This is a genomic window from Micromonospora sp. NPDC049891 (assembly GCF_040660295.1).
Taxonomy (GTDB): domain Bacteria; phylum Actinomycetota; class Actinomycetes; order Mycobacteriales; family Micromonosporaceae; genus Micromonospora.
The window spans coordinates 42760-65474 of record NZ_JBFAML010000002.1 but is presented as its reverse complement, the minus strand read 5'-3'; the positions used below and the strand labels follow the sequence as shown (position 1 = coordinate 65474).

Annotated in this window: 15 protein-coding genes; 6 read left to right on the top strand and 9 right to left on the bottom strand. The window is 70.7% G+C overall.

Translation table 11 applies throughout. From position 1 onward, the window contains the following. The first annotated feature begins 12 nt into the window (after nt 1-12). Nucleotides 13-993: a helix-turn-helix transcriptional regulator gene (locus AB0I71_RS03585; RefSeq protein WP_357581677.1), complete on the top strand. Its 981-nt coding sequence runs from the start codon at nt 13-15 to the stop codon at nt 991-993. Here the strand turns inward: AB0I71_RS03585 and AB0I71_RS03580 are convergent. From AB0I71_RS03580 to AB0I71_RS03560, 5 genes are all read right to left on the bottom strand, one after another. Continuing rightward, nucleotides 980-2956, bottom strand: coding sequence for a copper resistance CopC family protein (locus tag AB0I71_RS03580; RefSeq protein WP_357581676.1), 1977 nt, complete (start codon nt 2954-2956; stop codon nt 980-982). The two genes, AB0I71_RS03585 and AB0I71_RS03580, sit on opposite strands and share 14 nt — an antisense overlap. Nucleotides 2957-3074: 118 nt before the next feature. After that, entirely contained in the window at nt 3075-4109 is a 1035-nt protein-coding gene (locus AB0I71_RS03575; protein WP_357581675.1) for a hypothetical protein, read from the bottom strand. Nucleotides 4110-4201: 92 nt separating this feature from the next. Beyond that, the gene (locus AB0I71_RS03570) at nt 4202-4834 is read right to left on the bottom strand and encodes a hypothetical protein (RefSeq protein ID WP_357581674.1); all 633 of its coding nucleotides are present in this window, start codon (nt 4832-4834) and stop codon (nt 4202-4204) included. Nucleotides 4835-4870: 36 nt separating this feature from the next. After that, a complete protein-coding gene (locus AB0I71_RS03565; protein ID WP_357581673.1) occupies nt 4871-7219 on the bottom strand; it encodes a carbohydrate binding domain-containing protein in 2349 nt (782 codons plus the stop codon). Between the two features lie 150 nt (nt 7220-7369). After that, a complete protein-coding gene (locus AB0I71_RS03560; protein WP_357581672.1) occupies nt 7370-9739 on the bottom strand; it encodes a glycoside hydrolase 43 family protein in 2370 nt (789 codons plus the stop codon). Nucleotides 9740-10161: 422 nt separating this feature from the next. Between AB0I71_RS03560 and AB0I71_RS03555 the strand changes: the two genes are divergently transcribed. Genes AB0I71_RS03555 through AB0I71_RS03540 form a run of 4 tightly spaced genes read left to right on the top strand, consistent with a single transcriptional unit; the run spans nt 10162 to nt 13351 of the window. Further along, on the top strand, nt 10162-10584 hold the full coding sequence (locus tag AB0I71_RS03555; RefSeq protein WP_357581671.1) for a MerR family DNA-binding transcriptional regulator: 423 nt from the start codon (nt 10162-10164) through the stop codon (nt 10582-10584). 29 nt (nt 10585-10613) lie between these two features. Continuing rightward, complete coding sequence (gene modA / locus AB0I71_RS03550) at nt 10614-11366, top strand: molybdate ABC transporter substrate-binding protein (RefSeq protein WP_357582003.1); 753 nt, start codon at nt 10614-10616, stop codon at nt 11364-11366. A 21-nt stretch (nt 11367-11387) separates the two neighbouring features. Beyond that, a complete protein-coding gene (locus tag AB0I71_RS03545; protein ID WP_357581670.1) occupies nt 11388-12215 on the top strand; it encodes an ABC transporter permease in 828 nt (275 codons plus the stop codon). Beyond that, nucleotides 12212-13351, top strand: a complete 1140-nt coding sequence (locus tag AB0I71_RS03540) for an ABC transporter ATP-binding protein (protein WP_357581669.1) — start codon at nt 12212-12214, stop codon at nt 13349-13351. Before AB0I71_RS03545 ends, AB0I71_RS03540 begins: the two co-directional genes overlap by 4 nt. Before the next feature lie 67 nt (nt 13352-13418). On the opposite strand, the gene AB0I71_RS03535 is transcribed toward AB0I71_RS03540, so the two are convergent. After that, on the bottom strand, nt 13419-17633 hold the full coding sequence (locus AB0I71_RS03535; RefSeq protein WP_357581668.1) for a HEAT repeat domain-containing protein: 4215 nt from the start codon (nt 17631-17633) through the stop codon (nt 13419-13421). 212 nt (nt 17634-17845) lie between these two features. Here AB0I71_RS03535 and AB0I71_RS03530 point away from each other — a divergent pair, with 212 nt between their 5' ends. After that, on the top strand, nt 17846-18886 hold the full coding sequence (locus AB0I71_RS03530) for an SCO2521 family protein (protein WP_357581667.1): 1041 nt from the start codon (nt 17846-17848) through the stop codon (nt 18884-18886). A gap of 12 nt (nt 18887-18898) precedes the next feature. Here the strand turns inward: AB0I71_RS03530 and AB0I71_RS03525 are convergent, their stop codons facing one another. Genes AB0I71_RS03525 through AB0I71_RS03515 form a run of 3 tightly spaced genes read right to left on the bottom strand, consistent with a single transcriptional unit; the run spans nt 18899 to nt 22638 of the window. After that, nucleotides 18899-19867: an SCO2522 family protein gene (locus tag AB0I71_RS03525; RefSeq protein WP_357581666.1), complete on the bottom strand. Its 969-nt coding sequence runs from the start codon at nt 19865-19867 to the stop codon at nt 18899-18901. Continuing rightward, nucleotides 19867-20796, bottom strand: coding sequence for an SCO2523 family variant P-loop protein (locus tag AB0I71_RS03520; protein ID WP_357581665.1), 930 nt, complete (start codon nt 20794-20796; stop codon nt 19867-19869). Before AB0I71_RS03520 ends, AB0I71_RS03525 begins: the two co-directional genes overlap by 1 nt. Continuing rightward, nucleotides 20797-22638 (bottom strand): SCO2524 family protein, encoded by a 1842-nt coding sequence (locus AB0I71_RS03515; protein ID WP_357581664.1) that lies wholly within the window; start codon nt 22636-22638, stop codon nt 20797-20799. Nucleotides 22639-22715: the final 77 nt, after the last annotated feature.

Below are 22715 nucleotides of genomic sequence, written 5' to 3'. Positions count from 1 at the left end.
TCGGTGTGGCGGGTGCCAGTGGATCTGCTCGCGGGCAGCCGCTTCGTCATCTCGCCGATGACCGACACGGTGGCGGCGCTGAAGACGCTGCACAACCCCCGCCATCCGTGGCAACGCTCCTGGCAGCGGCCACACCTCGCGGCGTACCAACGGATGCTGGCCCGGCGGCCGGTGCTCCCGGCGCTGCTGGCGGCGGCTTTCGCGCCCCGGTGGATCGCTGACTTCCTCACCCTGCCGCCCGCGACGGCGACGCCGACCTTCGCCGAGGAGCTGGCCGTCGTGGCCGCCCGTCCCGACGAGCGGATCCGCGCCGATCTGCGGGCGACCCGCCCGGGACCACTGGCCGAGGTGCTTGGTCACGACGGTCTGACCGAGCAGGTGGTGTACCTGCTCGACTGGGTCTGGACCCACACGGTGCGTCCGGAGTGGCCGGACCGGGAACGCCGGCTGCGGGCCGACGTGGTGGCCCGTACCTCGCGGCTGAGCGCCCAGGGGTGGGCGGGGCTCTTCGCGGACCTCAACCCCGGGATGCGCTGGCTGGGTGACGGCTGGCTCCAGGTAAACGACCACCCCGCCGCCCCGCTGCCCCTCGACCGGGCCGAACAACTGGTGTTCGTCCCGGCGCACTGCGCCCGGGGCTGGGTGGTGTGGGATCAGGACCGCTTCGGCATGGTCTACCCGGCCCGTGGCATCCTCGCCGAGGTGTCCCCGCCCACGCCGGACGGGCTGGACCGACTGATCGGCCCGAACCGCGCCGCCATCCTGGTTCGGCTGGGCACGCCGCTGAGCACCTCGCACCTGGCCGCGCTCACCGGGCTGTCCCTGGGGGCGGTCGGTGACCACCTGCGGGTACTGCTCGACGCGGGCATGGTGACCAAGCGCCGCTCGGGGCGGGAGGTGCTCTACTGGCACACCCCACGGGGTGCCGCCCTGGCGGCCGGTGACCCGGTCACGGGGACTTCCCGGGCGGACGAGGACGTCAGGCCAGGTTGATCGTGAACGCCGCGGTGCGCACCTTCCCGTCGACCTGGAAGTCGAAGAACGCCCGGTACCGGCCGGTGCTGGGCGCGGTCAGCCAGAACTTCACCGCACCGTCGACCAGTTCCGGTTCCGGGTGGACGTGCAGGTAACCCAGGTCGCCCTCCCGCACCACGACCAGATGCCCGTACGCGCCCAGGTAGCGCTCCAGCTGCGCCGGACCGGTCGCCCCCTCGCGGTCGACGCGGAAGGTCAGCGGAACGGTCATGCCGATGGTGGGCGCGCCGGCCATGGACACCGCGTACGGGCCGGTGATCGCCTGCGGCTGCGGTGGGGGCAGCCCGGCCGGTTCGTAGCTGCCCGGCACGTCATGGTCGACGCCGAGCACCAACGGCAGCTGTCGTCCGTCGTCGGTGGTGACGGTGAAGTCCGCGTAGATGCGGTAGCCGCCGGGCCGGGTGAGTTTCAGTGGCACGCTCCAGGTGCCGTCGGCCGCCATCGTCGGGTGCAGGTGCTGGTACCCGCCGAGGTCGCGGCCGACCACGATGAGGTGCAGCGGCTTGTCGTGCACCACTGCGAAGCGGGTCACCGGCTGCCCGTCGACGCCCACGACCCGGAACCGGTAGTCCCCGCTCGCGCCGGCCGGCTGGGAGCGCAGCACCGGCTTCAGCGTGTACCCGGCGACGCTTACCGTCGTACCGGTGGCCTGGTCCTGGCCGTCACCCGGATGCGTGTGTGGGCCGGTACCCGCCGGGTGCTGATGGCCGTCACCTGCCGCCACCGCCTGGGCCGCGTCCCGGCTGCCACCGCCCGCTGCCGCGCCCGGCGGTTGCGCCACGGAGGTGGGTTCGTCGGACGTGCCGATCCGGCCGAGCGCGAAACCGGCCAACAGCGTCAGCACGAGTCCACCGACAAGCAACGCGAGCCGGGTATCACCCGCACGGTGCCACCAGCCGGTCGACGCGGAGCCGTCCGCTGGAGTCCCGGGCACGGCGGCTGCGGCGGCTTTCGCAGGTTCGGCGGTCGCCACCGGGGTGGTGGTCACCGCCCGCTGGGCCGGGGCCGCCGCCGGTACCGAGCCAGCCTTCGCGCCTCGCCGGGCGGCCGGGCCGGCCGCCGTGCCGCCGCGACCCGTGGCGGCTGCCGTGGTACGACCTCCCTTGGTGGTGGGATTGGCGCGCGGGCGGGTGGCACCGGGCCGACGTACCGCCTTGCGACTCTGTTGGACGCGGACCGGGCGGCGCCGCCAGGCGAGGAAGCCGGCGACCGCGACGACTGCCACCGCCACGGCGACCCAGCCCAGCGGGCCGGTCCCGCCCGAGTCGTCCGAGCTGGACGGCGCGGCGGCCACCGAGGGCACCGGTGCCGCCGGGGCGACGGGTGTTGCTCCGGCGTCGCCCGTCACCCCGGGCACCGGTTGCGATCCGGTGTCCCCGTGCTGCTCTGCGGCGGCGAGCAGACTCGGGTCCGGCTGACCGGTGGGCGGTTGCCAGTTCGGTGGCGCGGCCGTCGGCTTTCCGGTGTACCGGAAGGTGACAGTGCCGCGTACCGGGTCACCGTCCGAGGCCACCGACAGGTAGCTGACCGAGTACTGGCCGGCCGCCGGCAGGTGGGCGAGGGTCACCACAGCGGGAAATCCGATGGTGTACTCGCGCGGCTCGAAAACGCCGTCGACCAGGAAGTACTCTCGCACCGGGCGGTCCAGTTCGCGGGGCTCACCATGGGTCCAGCCGTTGTCGACCCGCCCGCCCCCGGGTGCGGTGACGGTGAAGTACGCGTCCTCGCGGACCCGCTCCGTGAAGTAGAGCTGCACGGCCGTCACCGCCTCGTCGACGGTGGCGCCCTCGGCCGGTGTGGACGTCGCCAGGGTGCCGTGTGCCGAGGCGGGCGTGGACCCGAGAACGACGACGCTCGCGACGAGGACCAGCGCGAGCAGACCGGCGGCCACGCGACCGAGGGCCCGAGGGAGATGACGCATCGAATCATCCTCGCGATGACGCCGCTTTTCGCAATAGGCCGTCATCTTTTTGTTCAGATGGGAAAAGTTCTGGCCGCTCTGGCCGATTCCGATGTGGAGGGCCACTGCCGTCGCCGGATCAGTCGGCGGTGAGCACGGACGTACGGCCCTCGGCACGACCCTGGGCGCGGGCCTCGTCGAGCAGTCGGGCGAGCTGCCGGCGACGTCGGCGGGTGATGGTCAGCCAGCCCAGGACCAGCGTGCCGATCAGGATCGTGAGAACCAGGTGTGGCCAGGGCACCGCCCAGACGGTCACGGTGGTGGTGGTCGGCCGGACCTGGGCGCCGGCCGGGTCACCGGACAGCACCGCCGGTGTCACCTCGACGGTCGTGGTGAGCCGTCCCAGCCCCCAGACCCCGCCGACCCGGGCCTCGACCTGGCGGCCGTCGCCCGGCAACAGTTCCGGCACCTCGGTGGACGCGTCCCGGCCCGTCAGGCCGAACATCTCGCCCACCCGCACCCTGCTGTCGCCGGTCACCGCGACGTTGCCGTTGTTCCTCGCGGTGTAGGTCAGTCGGACACTGCCCGCGGTGAAGGGATTCCACGACCTCTCGTACCTGACGGCCAGGTCCTCGACCGCGATCGCGGCGGTGACCGTGCCGCTGGCCCGCAGCATGACCCGGAACCCGACCCGGCTCTGCACCGCCACCGTCCCGCCGGTGCTTGTCACGGTGGCCGCGACACCAGCCGGATGGTCCCCCGGCGTCGCGTCCCGCGGCACGCTGATGGTGAACGGCACCACAGTCGTCTGTTTCGCCCCGACGGTCACCGACTCGGGCAGCGTGATCCAGGTACCACCGTCCACCGACTTCTGGCCGGAGGTCAGCATGTTGAACCGCCCCTTGTCGGTCAGGTACCCGTCGGCGGCCTGCAACGCGAACACCACAGGTGCGTCACTGAAGTTCCGCACCGCCAGGTGCTCGGTCACCTCCGCACCCGGATCCAGCGTGTGCTCGATCCACCGACGGCCGTCCGGCCCCCGCGCGTCCGCCGGCTGCACCGCCCAGGTCACCGTCGCACCGGTCGGCTCCGCCGACGCCGCGACCGGGGTGCTCGACACGATTGCCGACACCGCCACCAGCACGGACGCCCACCGCGGCAGAAATCGGATCATCACGGCCCTTCGAGGTTGGAACGGTGCGGACCCGGGGGCCGCCGAGCGGCGACCCCCGGGGAGTGCGGTGGCCCGGCCACCGCACCGGGAGATCACTCGAACAGGGACAGGGTCAGGGTGGAGGTGTACGAACCGGCCGCGACATCCGCCGGGGTCCGCAGGAACAGGTCGGCGTCGACCGAGTACGAATCCCCGGCCACCGCACCCGAGTCGAACGTCGACACCAGCAGTTCCTGGTCGACCAGACCGACGTTGTTGCCCGGCTGTGTCGGCTCGTCCAACACCGTCACGACCTCCTCACCCGCGCTGACCAGGCCGGTGGCACCACCGTCGAGCAACCGCGGCGTCCAGCCCAGATGGTCGGCACCGATCGGTGCCTGACCGGCGCTACCGACGAAATCGGTAGCGCTGCCCAACACCGCCCACGCCGCGCCCTCGGGCGCCTCCTCCGCCGTGCGCGTGTCGGTGACGGTGACCGTCGGCAACCCGCCCACGAACTGGCGTACCAGCAACGTCGATCCGTCCTCGGTCAACGCCACCGAGTCACCGGCGATCGACATCGCCAGCACTCCCGGCTCCTGAATCTCCTCTATGTCGACGGTGACCTTCACCTCGCCGCTGTCACCCGGCTCGGCCAGTGCCGGCGACGGCACCACCGCCGAACCGACCAGAAGGACGCCCGCGGCCCCGGCCGCGACCAGCCGCTTGCGATTCCATGTGCTCATCCGTTGCTCCGTTGTCGTGGGTGGAAGGACTGGGAGTCAGCCGCCGCAGGTGGCGGCGGGGTAGTCGGCGGTGCGTACGGTCGTCCCCTCGACACCGTCGGCGGTGACCCGGACAGTCGCCGCCCCGGCCGACACTGCCGGCGTCCGCGTGTTGAACTGCTGGTACGCGTTGGCACCGGGCGCCACGCCGGTCACCGACCGCTGCCCGTACGCCGTCTCCAGCACCATGTCCACAGGAGTGTCGTGGTCGTTGCGTGCCTGCACCGCCACGTACGCGTTTGCACCCACGCACCGCGCCTGCGCGCTGATCGTGACCGGCACCTCGGCCCCGGCCCCGGCCTCGAAGGCCCACGTGTCGAGCTCGAAAAGGTCGGCGCCGTCCGGTCCGGTGTAGGTGAAGTAGACGTCGTGCACGCCCGCGACACCGTCGAGTTCGGCGGTCAGTTCCGTCCACTCACCTAGCGGTGCGTCGACCGGGATGGTCGCGACCACCGGCGCGGTGACCTCACCCAGCCGGATCTGGATCGCCCCGCCACTCGCCAGCGGCCGCACCTTCGCCGTCACGCTGCCGGCACTGTCGCCGAAGTCCACCGACGACAACGCCGTCCAGTCGCCGTTGTCCACGTCTCGCACGACCAGGTTCGGTGCCGCGTCGCCGAACTGCGCGGACCCGCCGTCCACCTTGGCGGTCGCGATGCCCTTGCTCCAGCCGAACGTCTCCGCCTCGAACACCCGGTACGGGTCGAAGTCGCGCACCTGGTCGACGCCGGCATAGGTGCCCACCACCTGCTGGATCGTGCCGTCCGGATTGAAGGCCAGTTCCTGGATGTGCGGGCTGCGGTATCCCTGGGTGGTGTTGCCGTTGATGCGCTTGTTCAACGTCGGGGCGTGGTACGTGAAGTAGTACCGACCCTCGTACTCGAAGACCGACTGGTGGTTGTTGCCGCCGGTGCCGGCGCCGAAGAACTGCGACTGGTTCGGAAACAGCACGCCGGCGTAGGTCTCCTTCGGCCATTCCATCGGGTCGTCGGAGATCATGTAGCCGATCTGGCCGCCGCCGGGGTAGCCGGGCAGCGGGGTCTGGTTGCCGCCGAAGTCGTTGCCGCCGAAGTGCGAGGAGTACGAGAGGTAGTACCTGCCCTCGCGCTCGAAGACGTGCGCCGCCTCGAAGGCGACCGGGGCGTCCACCACCGCCGCCGTGCCCTCGGTCGACACCATGTCGTCACCGAGCTTGATCGACCGCAGGTTCTTCGGATTGTTGAAGCGCTCGGCCGGCGGCATGCTCGTCGACGCGGGACCACCACCGAAATAGAGGTACGGCTCCCCGTCGGCATCCACGAACGGAGCCGGATCGAACTTCCAGGCCACGTCCTCGGCGCCGGGAGTGCGGCCGTCGATGAGCGTGCTGGTGCGTTCGCTGGTCCACGGACCGACCGGCGACGCTCCGGTGATCACGTTGCTCGAACTGCCGTTGTTGGCGTAGTAGAGGAAGAACTTCTCCTGACCGTCGACCACCTTGCTGGCCATGCCGGGTGCCCACGAGTTGGTGGTGAAGGGTGCTACCCCGTTCGGTCCGGCGACCTGAACCTCGCCGTGGTCGGTCCAGTTGACCATGTCCGTCGTGGAGATCACGGTGATCTGGTTGATGTCGCCGTAGTTGATGCCCGGCGAGACGCCGGTGCTCGGGTTCGGCGCGTACCCCTGGGTGTCGTTCGTCAGGTACAGGTACACCCGGCCGTCGTGGACGAAGCCGAAGCCGTCGGCACCGAACTTGTGCCCGATCAAGGGGTTGTGCTCGCCGGGCAGCTTGCCGACGACCTCGATGGTCTTCGACGGGGCGGGCGGCGGCGCGGCGCCGACCACCGACACACCGTCCAGCTTGAAGTCCATCAGGTGCACCTCGGGGTCCGAGGACGGCGTGCTCGTCCACGGCGTCTCGAAGAACAGCCGGGCGGTCGACACGTTCTGCCCGGCCGGGATGGTGAAGGTCCCGTTGAACTGCGCCCACTGTCCCTTCGTGGCCACCACGCTCACCAGGTTCGTGTAGTTCGCCGCGCCGTAGTGCATCGTGGCGAAGAACTGCTTCGTCGCCGGTCCGTTCGGGTTCTCGTACTTGATCCGGGCCGTCAGGGTGTAGGTCTGCCCGGCCTGCACCCGCCCGCTGAGGTCCTGCATCGGGCCGGACCCGGTCGTCGCCCGGTTGGTGACGAGCACGGCGTTCGATCCCGAGTGGGCGTCCGCGGTGAGCGACAGTGTGGCGCTGTCGGTGGCGTTGCCGTTGTTGACGAACCAGCCGGTGAGACCGTCCTCGAATCCGCCGTTGACGACGAGGTCGGTGTCGTCCGCCTGGGCCGGCGACGCGGCGGCGAGCCCCGTGGCCAGCATGAGCCCGACCGTGACGACAGCGGCGGCCCGCCGTAGGGCTGCCCTTCGCACGCGATGTGTCACTGACATCCTCCTTGATCACTGCGGTGGATCCGGGGGTTCGGTGCCGACGGGGCGGGTGCCGTCCAGCCGTCGTGGTCGTCGGGCAGGTCAGCAGTCCGCGGCCGGGTGGTTCGCGGTACGCACGGTGGTCACCGTCCGGCCGTCGACCGACCCGCTGACCCGGACGGTCACCGTGCCGGCCGGCACCGCCGCCGCCCGGGTGTTGAACTGCTGGTAGGCGTGGGCACCCGGCGCGACGTCCGGAACCGACCGCCTGCCGTACGCGGTCTCCAGCACGATGTCGACAGGCGCGTCATGGTCGTTACGGGCCTGGACGGCCACGTATGCGCTACCACCGACACAGCGGGCCTGCGCGTCGACGGTCACCGGCAGCTCGGCCTGGTCGGTCCGGAGGACGCCGAGCCGGGCGAGTTGGTAGCTCAGTGCCCGCTCCGGTGCGTCGATCTGGTTCTGGGTGCCGAAGCCGCCGGCCCGCGCCGTCTGCGCCTCGGTCAGCCGGGCGAGCATCGCGGCCCAGGCGTCGGCCGGGTGGTCGGCTTCGTCCAGCGACCCGGCGTACGCGATGGCGGCGTCGAGCCGGCCGGTGTCCAGCGGCCGTCCCTGAGCCGTCAGCGTGTCGCTGAGCAGGAAGTGGTCGAAGTCGACGTGGCCGCCGGTCTGCTGGGTCGCGTAGTTGAACAGGCCGACCCGGTGCCCCATGAAGTGGGCGAGACTGCCGTCGAGCGTCTGCGGACCGACCCGGCTGCCCAACTGGGACCACTGACGCCCGTCGAGGCTGTAGTGGAAAGTGGTCCAGAGCTGACCGGTCGGTGCGGCGAAGTCGAGGTCCGCCTTCAGGTGCACCTCGGTCGCCTCGCCCAGCGGCGCGGTGCTGCCCGGCAGGAAGTTCTCCAGCGTCGCCTGGTCCAGGTCGACCGCGAACGGTTGTCCCCGGTTCACCACGCCTACGGTGTTGACGCCGCCGGTCCGCTTGACCGCGACGTACGAGAAGCCGCGGTTGTAGGCGGCCAGGCCGGCGACGTCGCCGTCCTTCATCGCGGAGATGTCCATCCTGGTCTCCACCGACTGCCGGGGCCCGAACGTCCGCTGTGACAGGGTGTTGCGGGCCTCCTCGAACCAGGCCAGTTCGGCGCGGTTCGCGAGCTTGGTGTAGACGTAGTCGCCGGTGACCACCTTGCCGGCGGTGAGTCGCAGCCACCCGGCGCGGTCGATGAGCGACCAGTACCTGTTGTCCGGGGCGTGGTTCCACTGCCACGCCAGGTCCAGCCGCGACCCGTTCGGCGCGATCTCCTCCGCGCCTCCCGTCGGCGCCGTCCACTGTTCGTCCAGGTAGGGCTTGTGCGGGGCGTCGTTGGCGAAGTCGTCGGAGAGCACGATGCTCTGCTGCCGGGCGAACAGTTCCTCGGCGGGGCTGAGCCGGATCGGTTTGGCGAAGGTGCCGTCCACCGCCACGACCCCGTTGGCGCCGAAGGTCGGCCAGCCGTCGGACCAGGTGGCGGGAATGAGCGCCGGGATGCGGCCGATCGGGAAGGTGTCCCGGAAGAACATGCCGTACCAGTCCGTCGCCCCGCCGTCGCGCGCGATCGGGACCAGGCTGCCCTGCGCGAAGCCGTTGGAGTTGAGCACCCCGCGCGCCTCGTAGGTGTTCACGCCACCGGCTGCGGTGTAGCGGCCGAGCAGTTCCCGGGAGCGGAACATGACGACCTGCCGGCCCTGGCCGGAGGGCCAGGTGATGATCACCGCGTAGTACCAGCCGTCGATGTGGTAGAACTGGGCCCCCTCGAACAACCCGCCGATGAACGGCTGGCCGGCGTAGTCGCCCGCGGTGAAGATGTTCGGGTAGTCCTGGGTGATCGCGGTCAGGTCGGCGTTGAGCCGCACCGCGCTGGTCCCGCCGGAGCCGTGGAAGATGTACGGCGTGCCGTCGACGTCGAAGAAGAGCGAGGGGTCGTGCAGGCCCCGGCCCAGTGCGGTGCGCTGCCACGGGCCGTGCTCGATGTCGTCCGTGCGGTAGACGTACGCGCCGCCGAGGTTGTTGGTGTTGAAGACGACGTAGAAGACGCCGTCGTGGTAGCGCAGCGACGAGGCCCACTGCCCCTGCCCGTACGAGTTCTGCCCGTTGCGCAACGAGAACGAGTCACCGACGCTCGCCCGGTTGAACACGTAGTTGACGATCTCCCAGTTCACCAGGTCGTGTGACTTCATGATCGGCGCACCGGGGCTGAGGTGCATCGTCGTGCTGATCATGTAGTAGACGTCGCGGCCCTCGTCGTTCTCGGCGGCCGGCACCCGTTCCACGCTGATGTCCGGAACGTCGGAGCGCAGCAGCGGCACGCGGTACGTGCCGTCCCCTCGGTCGGTCGAGGTGTACGACGACGGAGGTGACCACTCGTCGGCCGCGTGGGCGACGCCACCTGCGGAGATCGTGGCAGCGCAGAGGAGCACACCGGCCGTCACGAGTGGGATCCGTCGTAGTGGGCGTGGGGCGGGAGGGCCGTCAGACACCTGCATGGAGGGGCTCCAGACGCGAGTGTTACGGGAGCCTCCATGCTGTTAGCGCTAACATAGATCGTCAAGACCTTGGCCGAGATCGATCCGAAATATTCGTGAAACAGCGCCCGGTTGTCGGGCCGACCGCAGCGGCGTTGCGGCGTCCGGAAGGGACCGACCGGTGGCCCGTCGGCCGACCGAAGCGGTCCGGCCGCTGGACCGGCTGCACCCGGTGCTGTTCCACAATCGCTGCGGCCACCACTGACGACCCGTTCCACCGAGCATGCGAGGCGGAGTCGCAGATGCGACTCGACAACCCCTACCCGGGCCGCAGATTCGAGATCTCTCCCGACTTCAGGCTCGTGGATGCGTGGCGTAGGGTGAGCGCCGTGACGATGTTTCGCATGGGCGAGGCCGCGGAGCTGCTGGGCGTCAGCGCGGACACGGTGCGGCGCTGGGTGGATGCCGGCCGTCTCACCGCCGAGCGCGACGACCAGGGACATCGAGTGATCGACGGCGTCGATCTGGCCGCTTTCGTCCGGGCGCAGGCCGGCGATCCCGACGACCGGGCGGACGAGTCCTCGGCCCGTAACCGGCTACGGGGCATCGTCACCGGCGTGGTCAAGGACGCCGTGATGGCCCAGGTGGACATCCAGGCCGGTCCGTTCCGGGTGGTGTCGCTGATGAGCCGCGAGGCCGTCGACGACCTGGGGCTGGTGGTCGGCTCGGTGGCGATCGCGGTGATCAAGTCGACAACTGTCGTCGTGGAGCGGCCCACGGCCCACCCGGACGGCAGGAGGAACGGCTCGTGACGGCACGACGGCTGGCCCTGTTCACCGCCATGACGATTGTCGCGTTGGTCGGCTGCGGCAGTGGCCAGCGCACCGACCCGCGATCCGGGGGCAGTGCCGGCGCCGTGACCGGCGACGTCACGGTGTTCGCCGCCGCGTCGCTCACCGAGTCGTTCACCCGGATCGGCGAGGCCTTCGAGGCGGCGAATCCAGGCGTCCGGGTCGCCTTCAGCTTCGCCGGCAGTTCCGCCCTCGCGACCCAGATCAACCAGGGTGCGCCAGCGGACGTGTTCGCCTCCGCCTCTCCGGCGAACATGACGACCGTCACCGAAGCCGGCAGCGGCGACGGCAACCCGAGTGTCTTCGTCCGCAACCAGCTCGTGATCGCGGTACCCGACGGCAACCCGGACGGGGTGACCGGTCTGGCCGACCTGAACCGGCCGGACGTCAAGGTGGCGCTCTGCGCCGAACAGGTCCCGTGTGGCGCGGCGGCGGTGCGGGCCCTGGCCACCGCCGGGGTGGGGCTGACCCCGGTCACCCTGGAGCAGGACGTCAAGGCGGCGCTGTCCAAGCTGCGGCTGGGCGAGGTCGACGCGGCACTTGTCTACCGCACCGACGCACGGGCCGCCGACGACGACGTGGACGGCATCGAGTTTCCCGAGTCGGCCGGGGCGATCAACGACTATCCGATAGTCGTACTGAGGAACGCCCCGAACAGGCCGGCCGCCCAGGCGTTCGTCGACCATGTGCTCTCCGGCCCGGGTCAGGCCGTCCTCACCGCCGCCGGTTTCCAGGCCCCGTAGTCGATGTCGCGGCGTGACGTCGTGGTGGCGCGATCCGACCGGTCCACGCCAGTACCACGACCCAGGCGAACCGGTCGGGTACCGGTCGCGCTGCTGCTGCCCGCCACCCTCGGGCTGCTCTTCCTGGTGCTGCCGCTGGCCGGTCTGCTGATCCGTACACCGTGGAGCACCCTCCCCCAACGACTCACCGAGCCCGGGGTGCTCATCGCGCTGCGGCTGTCGGTGCAGGCCGCCACCCTCGCCACGCTGCTCTGTCTCGTCCTCGGGGTGCCGCTGGCCTGGCTGCTCGCCCGCGTCGACTTCCCGGGCCGCCGCCTCGTGCGGGCCCTGGTCACCGTGCCGCTGGTACTGCCACCGGTGGTCGGCGGCGTGGCGCTGCTGCTCGTCTTCGGCAGACGGGGCATCCTCGGTGGCTGGCTCGACAGCACGTTCGGGGTCACCCTGCCGTTCACCACGGCCGGTGTGGTTCTCGCCGAAGCCTTCGTCGCGATGCCGTTCCTGGTGATCGCCGTCGAGGGCGCGCTGCGCGGCGCGGACGTCCGGTACGAGGAGGCGGCGGCGACCCTCGGCGCCGGCCGCTGGACCACCTTCACCCACGTCACGCTCCCGCTGGTCGCCCCGGGTGTCGCCGCCGGAGCGGTGCTGTGCTGGGCCCGGGCGCTCGGCGAGTTCGGTGCCACCATCACCTTCGCCGGCAACTTTCCCGGCCGTACCCAGACCATGCCACTCGCGGTGTACCTCGCCCTCGAAACCGACCTGGAGGCGGCGATCGTGCTCAGTCTCGTCCTGCTCACCGTCTCGGTGGTGATTCTGGCCAGCCTTCGCGACCGCTGGCTCAGCAGCCCGTGACCGCCGATCCGAGCCTGCCCACCACCGACCCACCGACCGGCGGTGCGGTGCTCGACGCGCACCTCGTCGTGGACCGTGGCACCTTCCGACTCGATCTGCCGTTGACCATCGGTCCCGGCGAGGTCGTCGCTCTCCTCGGACCCAACGGTGCCGGCAAGACCACCGCGCTGCGCGCCCTCGCCGGCCTGATCCCCCTCACCGGCGGCCACCTCAGTCTCGCCGGCCGCCAGCTGGATCATCCCGCCCGGGGCAGCTGGACACCGACCGAGCAGCGCCCGATCGGTGTCGTCTTCCAGGACTACCTGCTCTTCCCGCACCTGACCGCGTTGGACAACATCGCGTTCGGGCCACGTCGACAGGGCCTCAACCGGCAGCGGGCCCGACGGCGGGCGTCGGACTGGCTGGCCCGGGTCGGACTCGCCGAACACGCCCGGCGCAAGCCCCGACACCTGTCCGGCGGGCAGGCCCAACGGGTGGCCCTGGCTCGCGCCCTCGCCGTCGAACCAGCGTTGCTGCTGCTCGACGAGCCACTCGCCGCCCTCGACGCCCGCACCCGGCTCGACACCCGCGCCCAGCTCCAACACCACCTCGCCGGCCATTCCGGCGCCACACTGCTGGTCACCCACGACCCGATCGACGCCGTGGTGCTCGCCGACCGGCTCGTCATCATCGAACACGGGTGCGTCGTGCAGGAAGGCGACGTCGCCACCGTCACCGCGCAGCCGCGTACCGACTACGTCGCCAGGCTCGTCGGTCTCAACCTCTACCGAGGGCACGCTGACGGGCACCGGGTCCTGCTCACCGGCGGATTCCAGCTCGTCACCGGCGACCAGCACGCCGGTGGCGTCTTCGTCGCCTTCGCACCGTCGGCCGTGGCGCTGCATCCCCGCCGTCCCGACGGCAGCCCCCGCAACACCTGGCCGGCCACCATCACCGGCATCCAACGCCACGGCGACAACCTGCGGGTGCAACTCGACGGCCCGGTCACCGTGGCGGCCGACATCACCCCGGCCGCCGCCGCCCACCTGAAACTGGCGCCCGGGCAGACGCTCTGGGCCGCCGTCAAGGCCGCCGAAACCCGGGTCTATCCGGCCGCGACGGCACCTGCCGACGCCGACGCCGACGCCGAGTCCTGAGACCGACCGGTCGCAGCCGCCGCGGCACACCGCCCGCCGCGTCGCCAGACGCCATCGGGGCAGTCGCTCACGGGAAGTCGTCCGGGCCCGTGCCGGGTAACGTCGCCAGCAACTGGCCGGCGAGACTCCGTACCGTGGGGTCGGGTTGACCGGCCAGCCGGACGAGTATCGGGCGGGTCCGGCTGTCCTCACCGTAGTGCCGGGCGAGCGCGAGCAGCGCGGTGCGGCGGATCTCCCAGTCCTCGTCGTCCACCAGCCGCATCAGCAGCTCCCGCACTCCGGTCCGGTCGGCCAGGTTGGCCGCGAGTTGCTCCGCGGCCCGGCGGCGCACCTCCAGCGCCGGATCGTCGCGCACCAGGCCGACCAGCAGCACCCGAACCTCCGGGTCGTCGCCGAAATGCTCGCCGAGCGCGGCCGCGATGCGGGCCCGAATCGCCGGATCCCGGTCGGCAAGCCGACGCATCAACCGCAGCGTCACCGCCATCGCGGTCTCGCCCCGCGCGATCAGGCAGCACACCGCCGCGTCGAACGCCGCCGGGTCGGTGTCGGACTCGATGCGTTCCAGCAGCACGTCGGTCACCACGTCCGGGGCGCCGTACGCGCTGAGGGTCTCCACGGCGGCCAGCCGGATGCCGGCGTAGCTGTCCCGGCGGGCCCGCCGGGACAGCGTCTCCACAAGCGCGTCGGTCCCACCGTGACGGGCCAGCGCCTGCGCGGCGGCACGCAGCACGTTCGGATCGGGATCCCGGCGGACCTGCTCGGCGAGACACTCCACCACCGCCGCGTCGAGCGGATCACCGAGGCGGGCCAGGCTGCGGGTGACGCGGAGCCGGACGATCGGGTCCCGTTCCCGGGCAGCCCGACTGATGAGCAGCTCACGCGTGGCGTGCCCGAGCAGCGGCCGGCCGGTGAGCAGGTCGACGGCGGCGAGCCGGACACCGGCGGTGGGGTCCTGGCGAGCCCGTTCCAGCAGCAGCTCGCCGGTGCGGTGATCCGGGTACGCCTCGGCCAGCGCACGAACCGCGGCGAGGCGCACCGTCGCGTCCTCGTCCGTCCGTGCCGCCTGCGCGGCCACCACCCAGCCGCTGTCGTCCACGCGGTACCGGTCGGTCAACGCCGCCACCGCCGCCGCCCGGACCGACGCGTCCTCGTCCTGCTCGATCCGGTCCACCAGCCGGTCCCGGCACCGTCCGTCCGGGTCGTTGACCAGTACGAGTCGCTGGACCGCGACCGCGCGGACCCGCGCCGAGGCGTCCGAGCCGGCGAGCTTGAGCAGCAGCTCGGTGCCGTCCGTGCCGCCCCGTCCCGGCAGCAGTTCGCACACCAGGCAACGCCGCACCTCGTCCTGGGAGTCACCGGAGATCCGCGACAGGGCCCGGCCGTGGGCCGTCTCACTCTGCTCGGGGAGGCTGAGCAGGCAACGCAGCGCGGACAGCACCACACCGGGATCGCTGTCGGTGGCCAGCAGACGGTGCAGCGTCTCGGTGACGTCGGGCAGGTCGAGGCAGCGGGCGGCGAGCACCGTCACGGCGGCCCGCCGCACACCGGTGTCCCGGTCCTCCGTCGACCGCGTCAGCAGCAGTCGTCGGACGTCCTCGGCCTCGTCGGCTCGCCCGCCGAGGGACTGCACCGCGAGCGCCCGGACCGCCGCGTCGGGAGAATCGGCGAGGTCGCGCAGCACCTCGACCAGGTCGCTGCCGGCTCCGAAGTTGGCGACCAGCGCGCGTACCGCGGCCTGCCGAACCGCTGTCGAGCCTTCCGCCCGGGCCTGCACCAGCAACAGGTCCTGGCAGTGGCGGCGGCTGCGGCCGGTGGTGTCCAACCTCCCGGCGGCCTCGGCCAGGCCGGCGACAAGCGCGAGCCGCGCCTGCCGCTCGCGGCCCTGCCCCAGCTCCCGGACCAGCAGTTCCTCCAGCTGCTCATCGGCGGTGGACAGCGCGGCCGCCGACCGGGTGGCGAAGGTCGAACCGGAGCGCCAGCTGGTGTGCACCCCGCGGCGGCGGTACCAGTGCAGGAAGACGGCCCGGCCGGGCCACTGCGGCCCGAGCGCCCGGATCGACGAGAGCAGCTCCTGCTCGGTGACCTCGACGAGGTTCGGGTCGTCGGCGGAGATGCCGTGCTCGACAAGCAGCACGACCTGACGTAACACCGCCTCGCCGGCACCGGCCAGCCCGGCCGGCCGCGGTGCCTCCGCAACGCACTGCGCGGCCAGTACCAGGTTCCACGGTGGACTGGGCAGGTTCAGCGGCGGCCACGGCCGGTTGACCTCGGTGGCCAGCAGGGTGACCAGTTCGTTGGCGACCTCGGCGGGCAGTGCGCTGGCGACCAGGCGCAGCACCTCCCGCCAGGAGGGATCTGCCCAGTTGTCCCGGAACAGCGCACGCAACTGGTCGATCCCCCAGGTGTCCGGGTCGTGATCGAACCTGTCCACGATCTCCTCGGCACAGAAGAACTCCAGAAACGTACGGTGCACGAACCCGAACAGGCGCAGCCCGTACCGTTCCAGGATGAAACTGCGCTGGCGCAATTTGTCGATCATCGAGTACGCCATGGCGTGCGCGCGTTCGTTCTCGAAACCGTAGAACTCGACCAGGTGGTCCCGGAAGATCCGGGACAGCTCATCTGCCTCGATGTAATTGCCGGCCGGCCCCGACTCCCGGCACTGCATCCAGAAGGCCAGGTGGCGCAGCAGCCGCAGTTTCGCCTGCGGGTCCAGCGGCGGCACGTCGCCGTGGCTCTCCCGCAACTGCTTGGTCACGTCCCATTCGGAGATCAGCACGTCCGTGACATGCGCGTAGAGCCGGCGACGGTTTCGCGGCAGTGGGCGGTCCCGACCGACGATCGCCATGAGCATCAGCAGCAACGGGTTGCCGGCGATCTCGTGCATCGCCCGGGACCGGCGCACCACGTCGAGGATCTGCCGCCGCTGCCGGTCCGCCTCGACCGACGGCGTCGGCATCACGTACTCGTACCAGTTGCCGAGGAACCGCGCGATCCGCTCGTCGTCGAGATCCTCCAGGGTGAAGTGGTCGAACCCGGCGTTGGCGAAGGTGTGCCGCAGGTACCCGGCCGCGCGCGAGGTGACCACCGTCCGCACCCCGGGGTACTCGTTGGCGAAGGTGGCGATCTGCGCGGCCATCTCCTCCCGTTGCGCCGGATCGAACACCTCGTCCAGCCCGTCGAAGAGGAACAGCGCCTGACCGCCCTGCCGCAGGTACGCCTCCAGCACGTCCCGGTCGATTCCGGCCAGCCCCTGCTGGTGCCGGTGGCCGACGTAGTCCAGCAGTCCGTCGCACCGGCCGTCACCACGATGTGCCGCGTACGAGCGCAGCTCGATCAGGACGGGAAGGTGACGGTCCAGGGCCGCCAACCGCGGCTCCTCACAGACCCCGGCCAGCGCGAGAGCGAGATAACGTGCGGCCGCCGACTTGCCGGAACCCGGATCGCCGAGCAGCACCATGGCCCGCCGGGCCGGGTCGCAGACCACGTCGAACAGCGCCGACGCCTCCTTGGCCGCGTACTCCTCCCAGAGCCGCTCCACGTCCCTCGGGTCCACCACGCCGGGCAGCGCGCCGCCGTCACCGTCCGGGCCCGACCCTGCCCAGCGCCACCAGGCCAGCGGCATCTCCGGCCGGGCGTCCTCGTGCACCCTCGGCTCGACGAAGACGTTGGACAGCCCGACGGTGAGGTAGCCGATGGTGGGCCGTGGTGCCACCGCGTCCAGCGGCACCGCCTGATACCGCAGCCGGAGTTGCTTGTGGTACTGGCTGCGGGCCGCCTCCGGCAGGTGGGTGTCGGGGTCGCCGGGCTCACGCGCCGGTGACCGGCCGCTGCGCACGTCGGCCAGCGCCACTGTGACCTTCGCCGACAGATCATCCACGCTGGAGAAGAAGGCGCACAGGTGACGCTCCTTCAATTCGTGGCGCAACGCCACGATCTGCTGCCAGTCGCCGTTGCGGTCGATCATGTCCACCGGCCAGGGCGTGTCCTCGGCGAGCAGAAAGATCAGGCACGGTTTGCCGGCCGCGAGCGCCTCACGATATTCCAGCTCGGTGATCGAGGACTCCTGGCCGGGTGGCCGGTAACCGTAGCGCCAGGCGAAGAGACCCACGTAGAGATCGCATCGGCGTACGTCGGTCAGGCAGCGTTCCAGGGGTGGGCGGACGTCGGCCCCGTACGCCTCCATGGCGACGTCCTCGATCTCCAGGCGACGCGCCACCGCGTGCACGGCCGCACGGTATTCCAGCAGGTCCTTTTGGGTGGCTGAAATGTAGACCTTCATCGACGGCAAACTCCAGGGGTGGCTGGCGACCGCATTCTTCAAAATATCAGTCGTTGTCACATCCATCGGTCCCGTGAAGTTCCCACCCCCGGGCACATTTCGGCTTTCCCACCACGGATGGGCCTATGATGGCCGCGGGACGGATTCGGTCCGGTCACCGGCCGCAGGCCCATGCCCGCCGGTGTCCCCCGTGGTGCCGATGCGGAGGAACCATGCTCACGGTGGGCGAGGTGCACACCAGCCTGCTGCAGCACAGCACGGCGCTGGCACAGGACCAGAGCGCCGAGGTGCTCAGCCTGGTGGAGGGCGAGGCGGTGCTGACCTCGCGGCGCCCGTCGCTGTACGCGGTGTCACCCGACGTCCGCACCGGTGTGGACTGCTGGTTGCCGAGCGCGAAGAACCGCCAACTGCGTGGGGTGGGCGCGGTGGTGACCAGGGCCGTCATCACCGGCGGCCGGATCGTGCAGGCCTCCTCCATCATCCAGGTCGTCGCCGGGGAACGTCGCCGGCCGTGGTCGCACTACCTGGCCAACTCGGGTGTGCTGGAGACGGTCGGCAAACTGGACGCCGACGACCTGACGAACGGCTTCCTGCACGGCAACGCCGCCGACGTGCTCAACCTGGACGCGATCACCGGCCGGGTGCTCGACAGCGTGCAGATGTCCGACCTGTTGGACCGGCGCCCACCACTACGCGCGGCGCGCACCCGACTGCGGTGGACCGCACAGGTGCACCAGCAGCCGGGCGAGAACGCCACGGCCGACGTCGCGGTGGACTCACCGACGCTACGCACCGTACGACTCACGGTGAACCCGCAGGACGTACCGGCGGCGGTGGCCGGCCTCTGTGAGGACCTCGCCCTGCACGACTGGCTGCTCACCATGTTGTCCGCGCTGGTCGAGGCGGCGGTGACCCGCGCCGGCTCGACGCAGGAGCACATCGAACGGTTGCGGCCGGTGCTGGAGCACCTGCTGCACCTTTGGCTACCAGGTGCCCGGGTCGACCCGCGACTGCGGCCGATCTGGGACCGGTTGGAGCAGGTACCGGGTTTCAGCCGGCAGTGGCAGTCGTCGGTCAACTGGATCCGGGATCAGATCACCGTCGGCAACATGGCCATCCTGCGCGACCTGGCCGGCCGGGCGTCGGTCAGCCAGTCGTGCGGGCACGCCCCGCTGGCCGAGCCGTTCCCGCCCGCCGGCAACGGCCCGACGGACCGCCGCTTCGGTCGCGGTGCGCAGGCGCCACGCGGTTGAGGCCGACCCGCTTCACTCCCCGATGAACACGTAACTCAACCGGTCGACAAGTTCGTCGGGCAGTTCCAGGCCCTCGCTGCCGGCCCGCTTGGCGACCTGCCGGGCGACCGCGGGTGGCACCGCCACCTGCCCGAGAATGGTCCGCACGGCCAACTCGACAGGGAGATACCGGGTGTCCATCAGGGTCACCGTGCGGTACCCGCAGAACGGCGTGGCGTCCGGGTTGAGCTGGACGATCGCGGGCAGCCGATCCCAGTCGGTCGGCAGCGGCTCGTCGGGCGGGAGTCGGTACGGCTGGGTGATCGTCTGGCCCCGGTGCCGCAGTACACCCAGCCGGGTCATCTGCCACACCGAGGCGAGCAGCGCGCAGGCCCACACCCGACGGTCCGGCTCGTCGGACCACAGTTCGATGTCGACGAAGATGGAGTGCGGCGCGTCGCCGGACTGCAAGGGCGGGGACCACGGCATCGGCAGTGTCATCGCGGGTGCGTCGGCATGCCCGGGTGACCGCTTGCCGTTCGACAGCCAGCCCGACTCACTGAGCGGTGGGCGGCTTCCCGTGGTGTGCCGGGGCGGTTCCACGACAAGCGTGTCCACCACCAGCCGGGCCAGTTCGACGTCGTCGTAGCGGGCGAAGCTGGACTCGCGGGCCACGTAGTCGAGCACCAGCCCGTGCTCCGCCGCGGCCTGCTGCACCTGCGGAATCACCTCGCGCGGCGTGGCGAACCGGTGGAAGTAGTCGTCGACGAGGAAGCACGTGCTGATCCTGGGTTGCCGGTGTGGGCGCAGCCCCCGGCGGGCCAGTGCCGGGACCGCCTGCGCCCAGTCCGCGATCCGGGCGAACTTGCGCCGCAGGTCCCGGCATCCGTCGCCGAAGTCCTCGGCGTAGACGTGCCCCAACTCCACCGACAGATGCGAGTACGGCACGCTCTCCGTACGACGCACCGCGGCTGCCTCCTGAAACCTGACATCCACGCTCATCACACGGTCTCCCATGCGGTCTCGTCGAAGAGCTTCTCGGTCAGCTCCACGAAGGCGTCCACGGTCCTGGCGTTGGCGATCTTGGCCTGCACGTCGTTGTCCGAGATCAGCTGCTCGCGCCATTGCAGCAGCGGGTCCAACGGCACCGCGCCGAGCAGGGTGGTCCGGCCGGTCCCCCGCCTACGGGCCAGCTCCGCCAGTTCCGCGTCGCATCTGCGCAGGAACGCCTGCTGCGCCAGGTCGAGATGGCCCACCTCGGGGCCGCGTGAATCGATCACCGCGGTCCGTACGAACCGCAGTGACTCCCGTAGCCGGTCCGGCTCGTGGCCGTACTCCTTGCCCATGGCCAGGATCCCGCCGGCTTCGAAGGCCAGGTCCGCCGCCGCCATCACGTGCTGCGGCGTCCAGCGGTGGAAGACCAGCCACCGCACCGTCACCTTGCGCAGCGTCCGGTTGGCGGTGGCCGCCAGCGCGATCTGGCTGGCGTACGACCGACCGGCGCTCAGATCCACAAGGGTCAGGTCGAACTCCTCCTCCAGCCGGAGGAAAAGCTCGGCGCAGCGTCGGCCGATGTCGTCGGTGAAGCCGAACTCGCTGCCGTTGCGCTGCCCGGGTAGCAGCACCAGCGAGCCCGAGCCGGTCGGTCGTTGGCGCAGGCTGACCCGTTCCGAGGTGCCCCACACGTCCAACTGCTCCGGTGACGGGATCTCGCCACGCAGGTACCGGTGCAGGCCGCCGCCGTTCGGGCCGGCGCCCTCGATGCCGTTTGTCGCCTGAGGAATCTGGAACGTGATACCGGCCGTCGGCGAGCCGAAGTCGTAGTCCAGGTAGCAGGTGGAGCGGCCGGAGAGCGCGCTGCGGTAGGCGATGTTCGCCGCGGTCACCGAGCGTCCGGTGCCACCCTTGTGCGACGTGACGAAGACCAGCATTCAGATCCCCTCGCTGGCCTTCTGTTGGCCGGTGGTGATGTCGTTGAGCTGTAGCAGCAGGGTGCTCGCCAGCGCGGCGGCCGTACCCGGCTGGTCGTCCACGAGCGACTGCGCGCGGCGTAGCGTCGCCCGGATGCTCCGCATGCTGCGCTGCATGGCCTCACCGGCGAACGTGCCGCTCATCAGCTCACGGTCGAACACGTACTCGGCCTCGTCGATGAGGTCCTGGGCGTAGGTGGCGAGGTTCACGGCCCGGGGGAACTGCCGCTCCCAGAGCAGCTGACCGGCGTTGACCAGGGCCTGCACCACACGCTCGGTCAGGTACCAGGAGGGCGCCTCGGGCAGCGGGGCCAGGTCGGGGAAAGCGCCCCCGGCATGATCCCACAACCCTCGGTGCCGGCCCTCGGGGATGCGTCGCAGCAGCAGGTGCTCCCACACCTCGTCCGCGAGTTCGAGCAGCTCGCTACGGCGCCGGGCATTGTTCAGCAGGCCGGCGACGGTGGTGGCCCGCTGGAGCAGCACCGTGGAGAACTCATTGACGTTCCACGTCATGATCGGCTTCGACGTGGCGTCGTTCAGGGTCACCTGCTTGCCCGGGGCGTGCACCACCAGCGCGGGTTCGTTGGGCGAGGCGCGCCGGGTGATCCGGCCCCGTTGCGCCAGCTCCACAAGCACGTTCGCGATCCGCCCGAACTCCTCGTCACCGCCGCGCCCGCTGGCGACAAGTCCCTTCACCGCCAGCGAGGTGGCCTGCAACGTGTAGTAGTCGGTCCGGTCGCCGTCGGTGGTGCGCCAGGGAATGTCCTCGATCGGCCACCGGCGCCGGTTGCCGAAGGTCGCCACCGTGGCCCAGTACCGCCGGGTCAACTCCCAGCGCAGCTGGAGGATCCGGAAGAGTCGCTGCTGTTCCTCGTTGAGCAGACCGAGCAGGCGGGTCCGTTCGGAATTGAGATCGTCGATGGCGTCCACCGCGATGACGGTGAAGTAGAGGTAGGGGGCGTTCTCTGCGGAGCCCTCGCGCTGCGGGCCGATCGGATCGGTCGTGGCGACCTCGTCGGCACCCGCGATGGTCCCCCACGACCAGCCGCACTCGAAGAGCATCTCGCTGTTGTCCAGGTCCTCGGTGACCTGACCCGATCCGACCACGACGTTGCGCAGGCTCGCCATGGTGTCCCGCAGCTGCGTCCGCAACGCGGCAACGACCTCACGGCGCGGCACCTCGTCCTGGTTGACCATGTCGCACAGCCGGATGCCGAACTCGTCGGTCGCGGCGAATACCGAGGTGCTGAAGCTGCGGAGCAATCCGACCATGGCGGCGGTGAGTCGTACGCTGGCCATCTCCTCCAGCTTGTCCAGCTGGGCGCGCAGGTCGGCCCGCTGGGTGGAGGGGCGGTAGATCTTGACGAAACCGATTGTCGCCAGGGTGAGCGTGACCGACACCGCGAACGAGTCGACCACGTCCATGGAGCGCTGCTCCTCGGTGAGGTCCGGCCCGCCCTCGACCGGGGTGAGGTAGCTGCCACCGCCGAAGGTCGGCGCGCCTGTGTCGTCCGTGTAGCGGACGAAGTACTCGCTCATGATCCGGACCAGCCGGCGGGGAATCTCTATCGCCCCGCCGATCGCGCCGAGAGCCTCGATGACCTCCTCGTCGATCCGGTCCGGATCGTCAAGCGACAGCACCGGGATCTTGGTCGCCGGCAGCAGCAGGGTCAGCAGTTGCTCCGCGTCGCTGATGGAATTGGACCCGCTCCGGCCGCCCCAATCCCATTCGCCGTTGCGTAGACAGCTACGCACCGTGGCCCGCCAGATGTCGAGAACCTCCTGGCGCGGCTGCATGCGCATGGTCCACCACCGTCTGCTGTAGTCGCCGAAACGGAGCTGCTGATGTTGCCTGGCCCACGATGATCCACGATGACGTG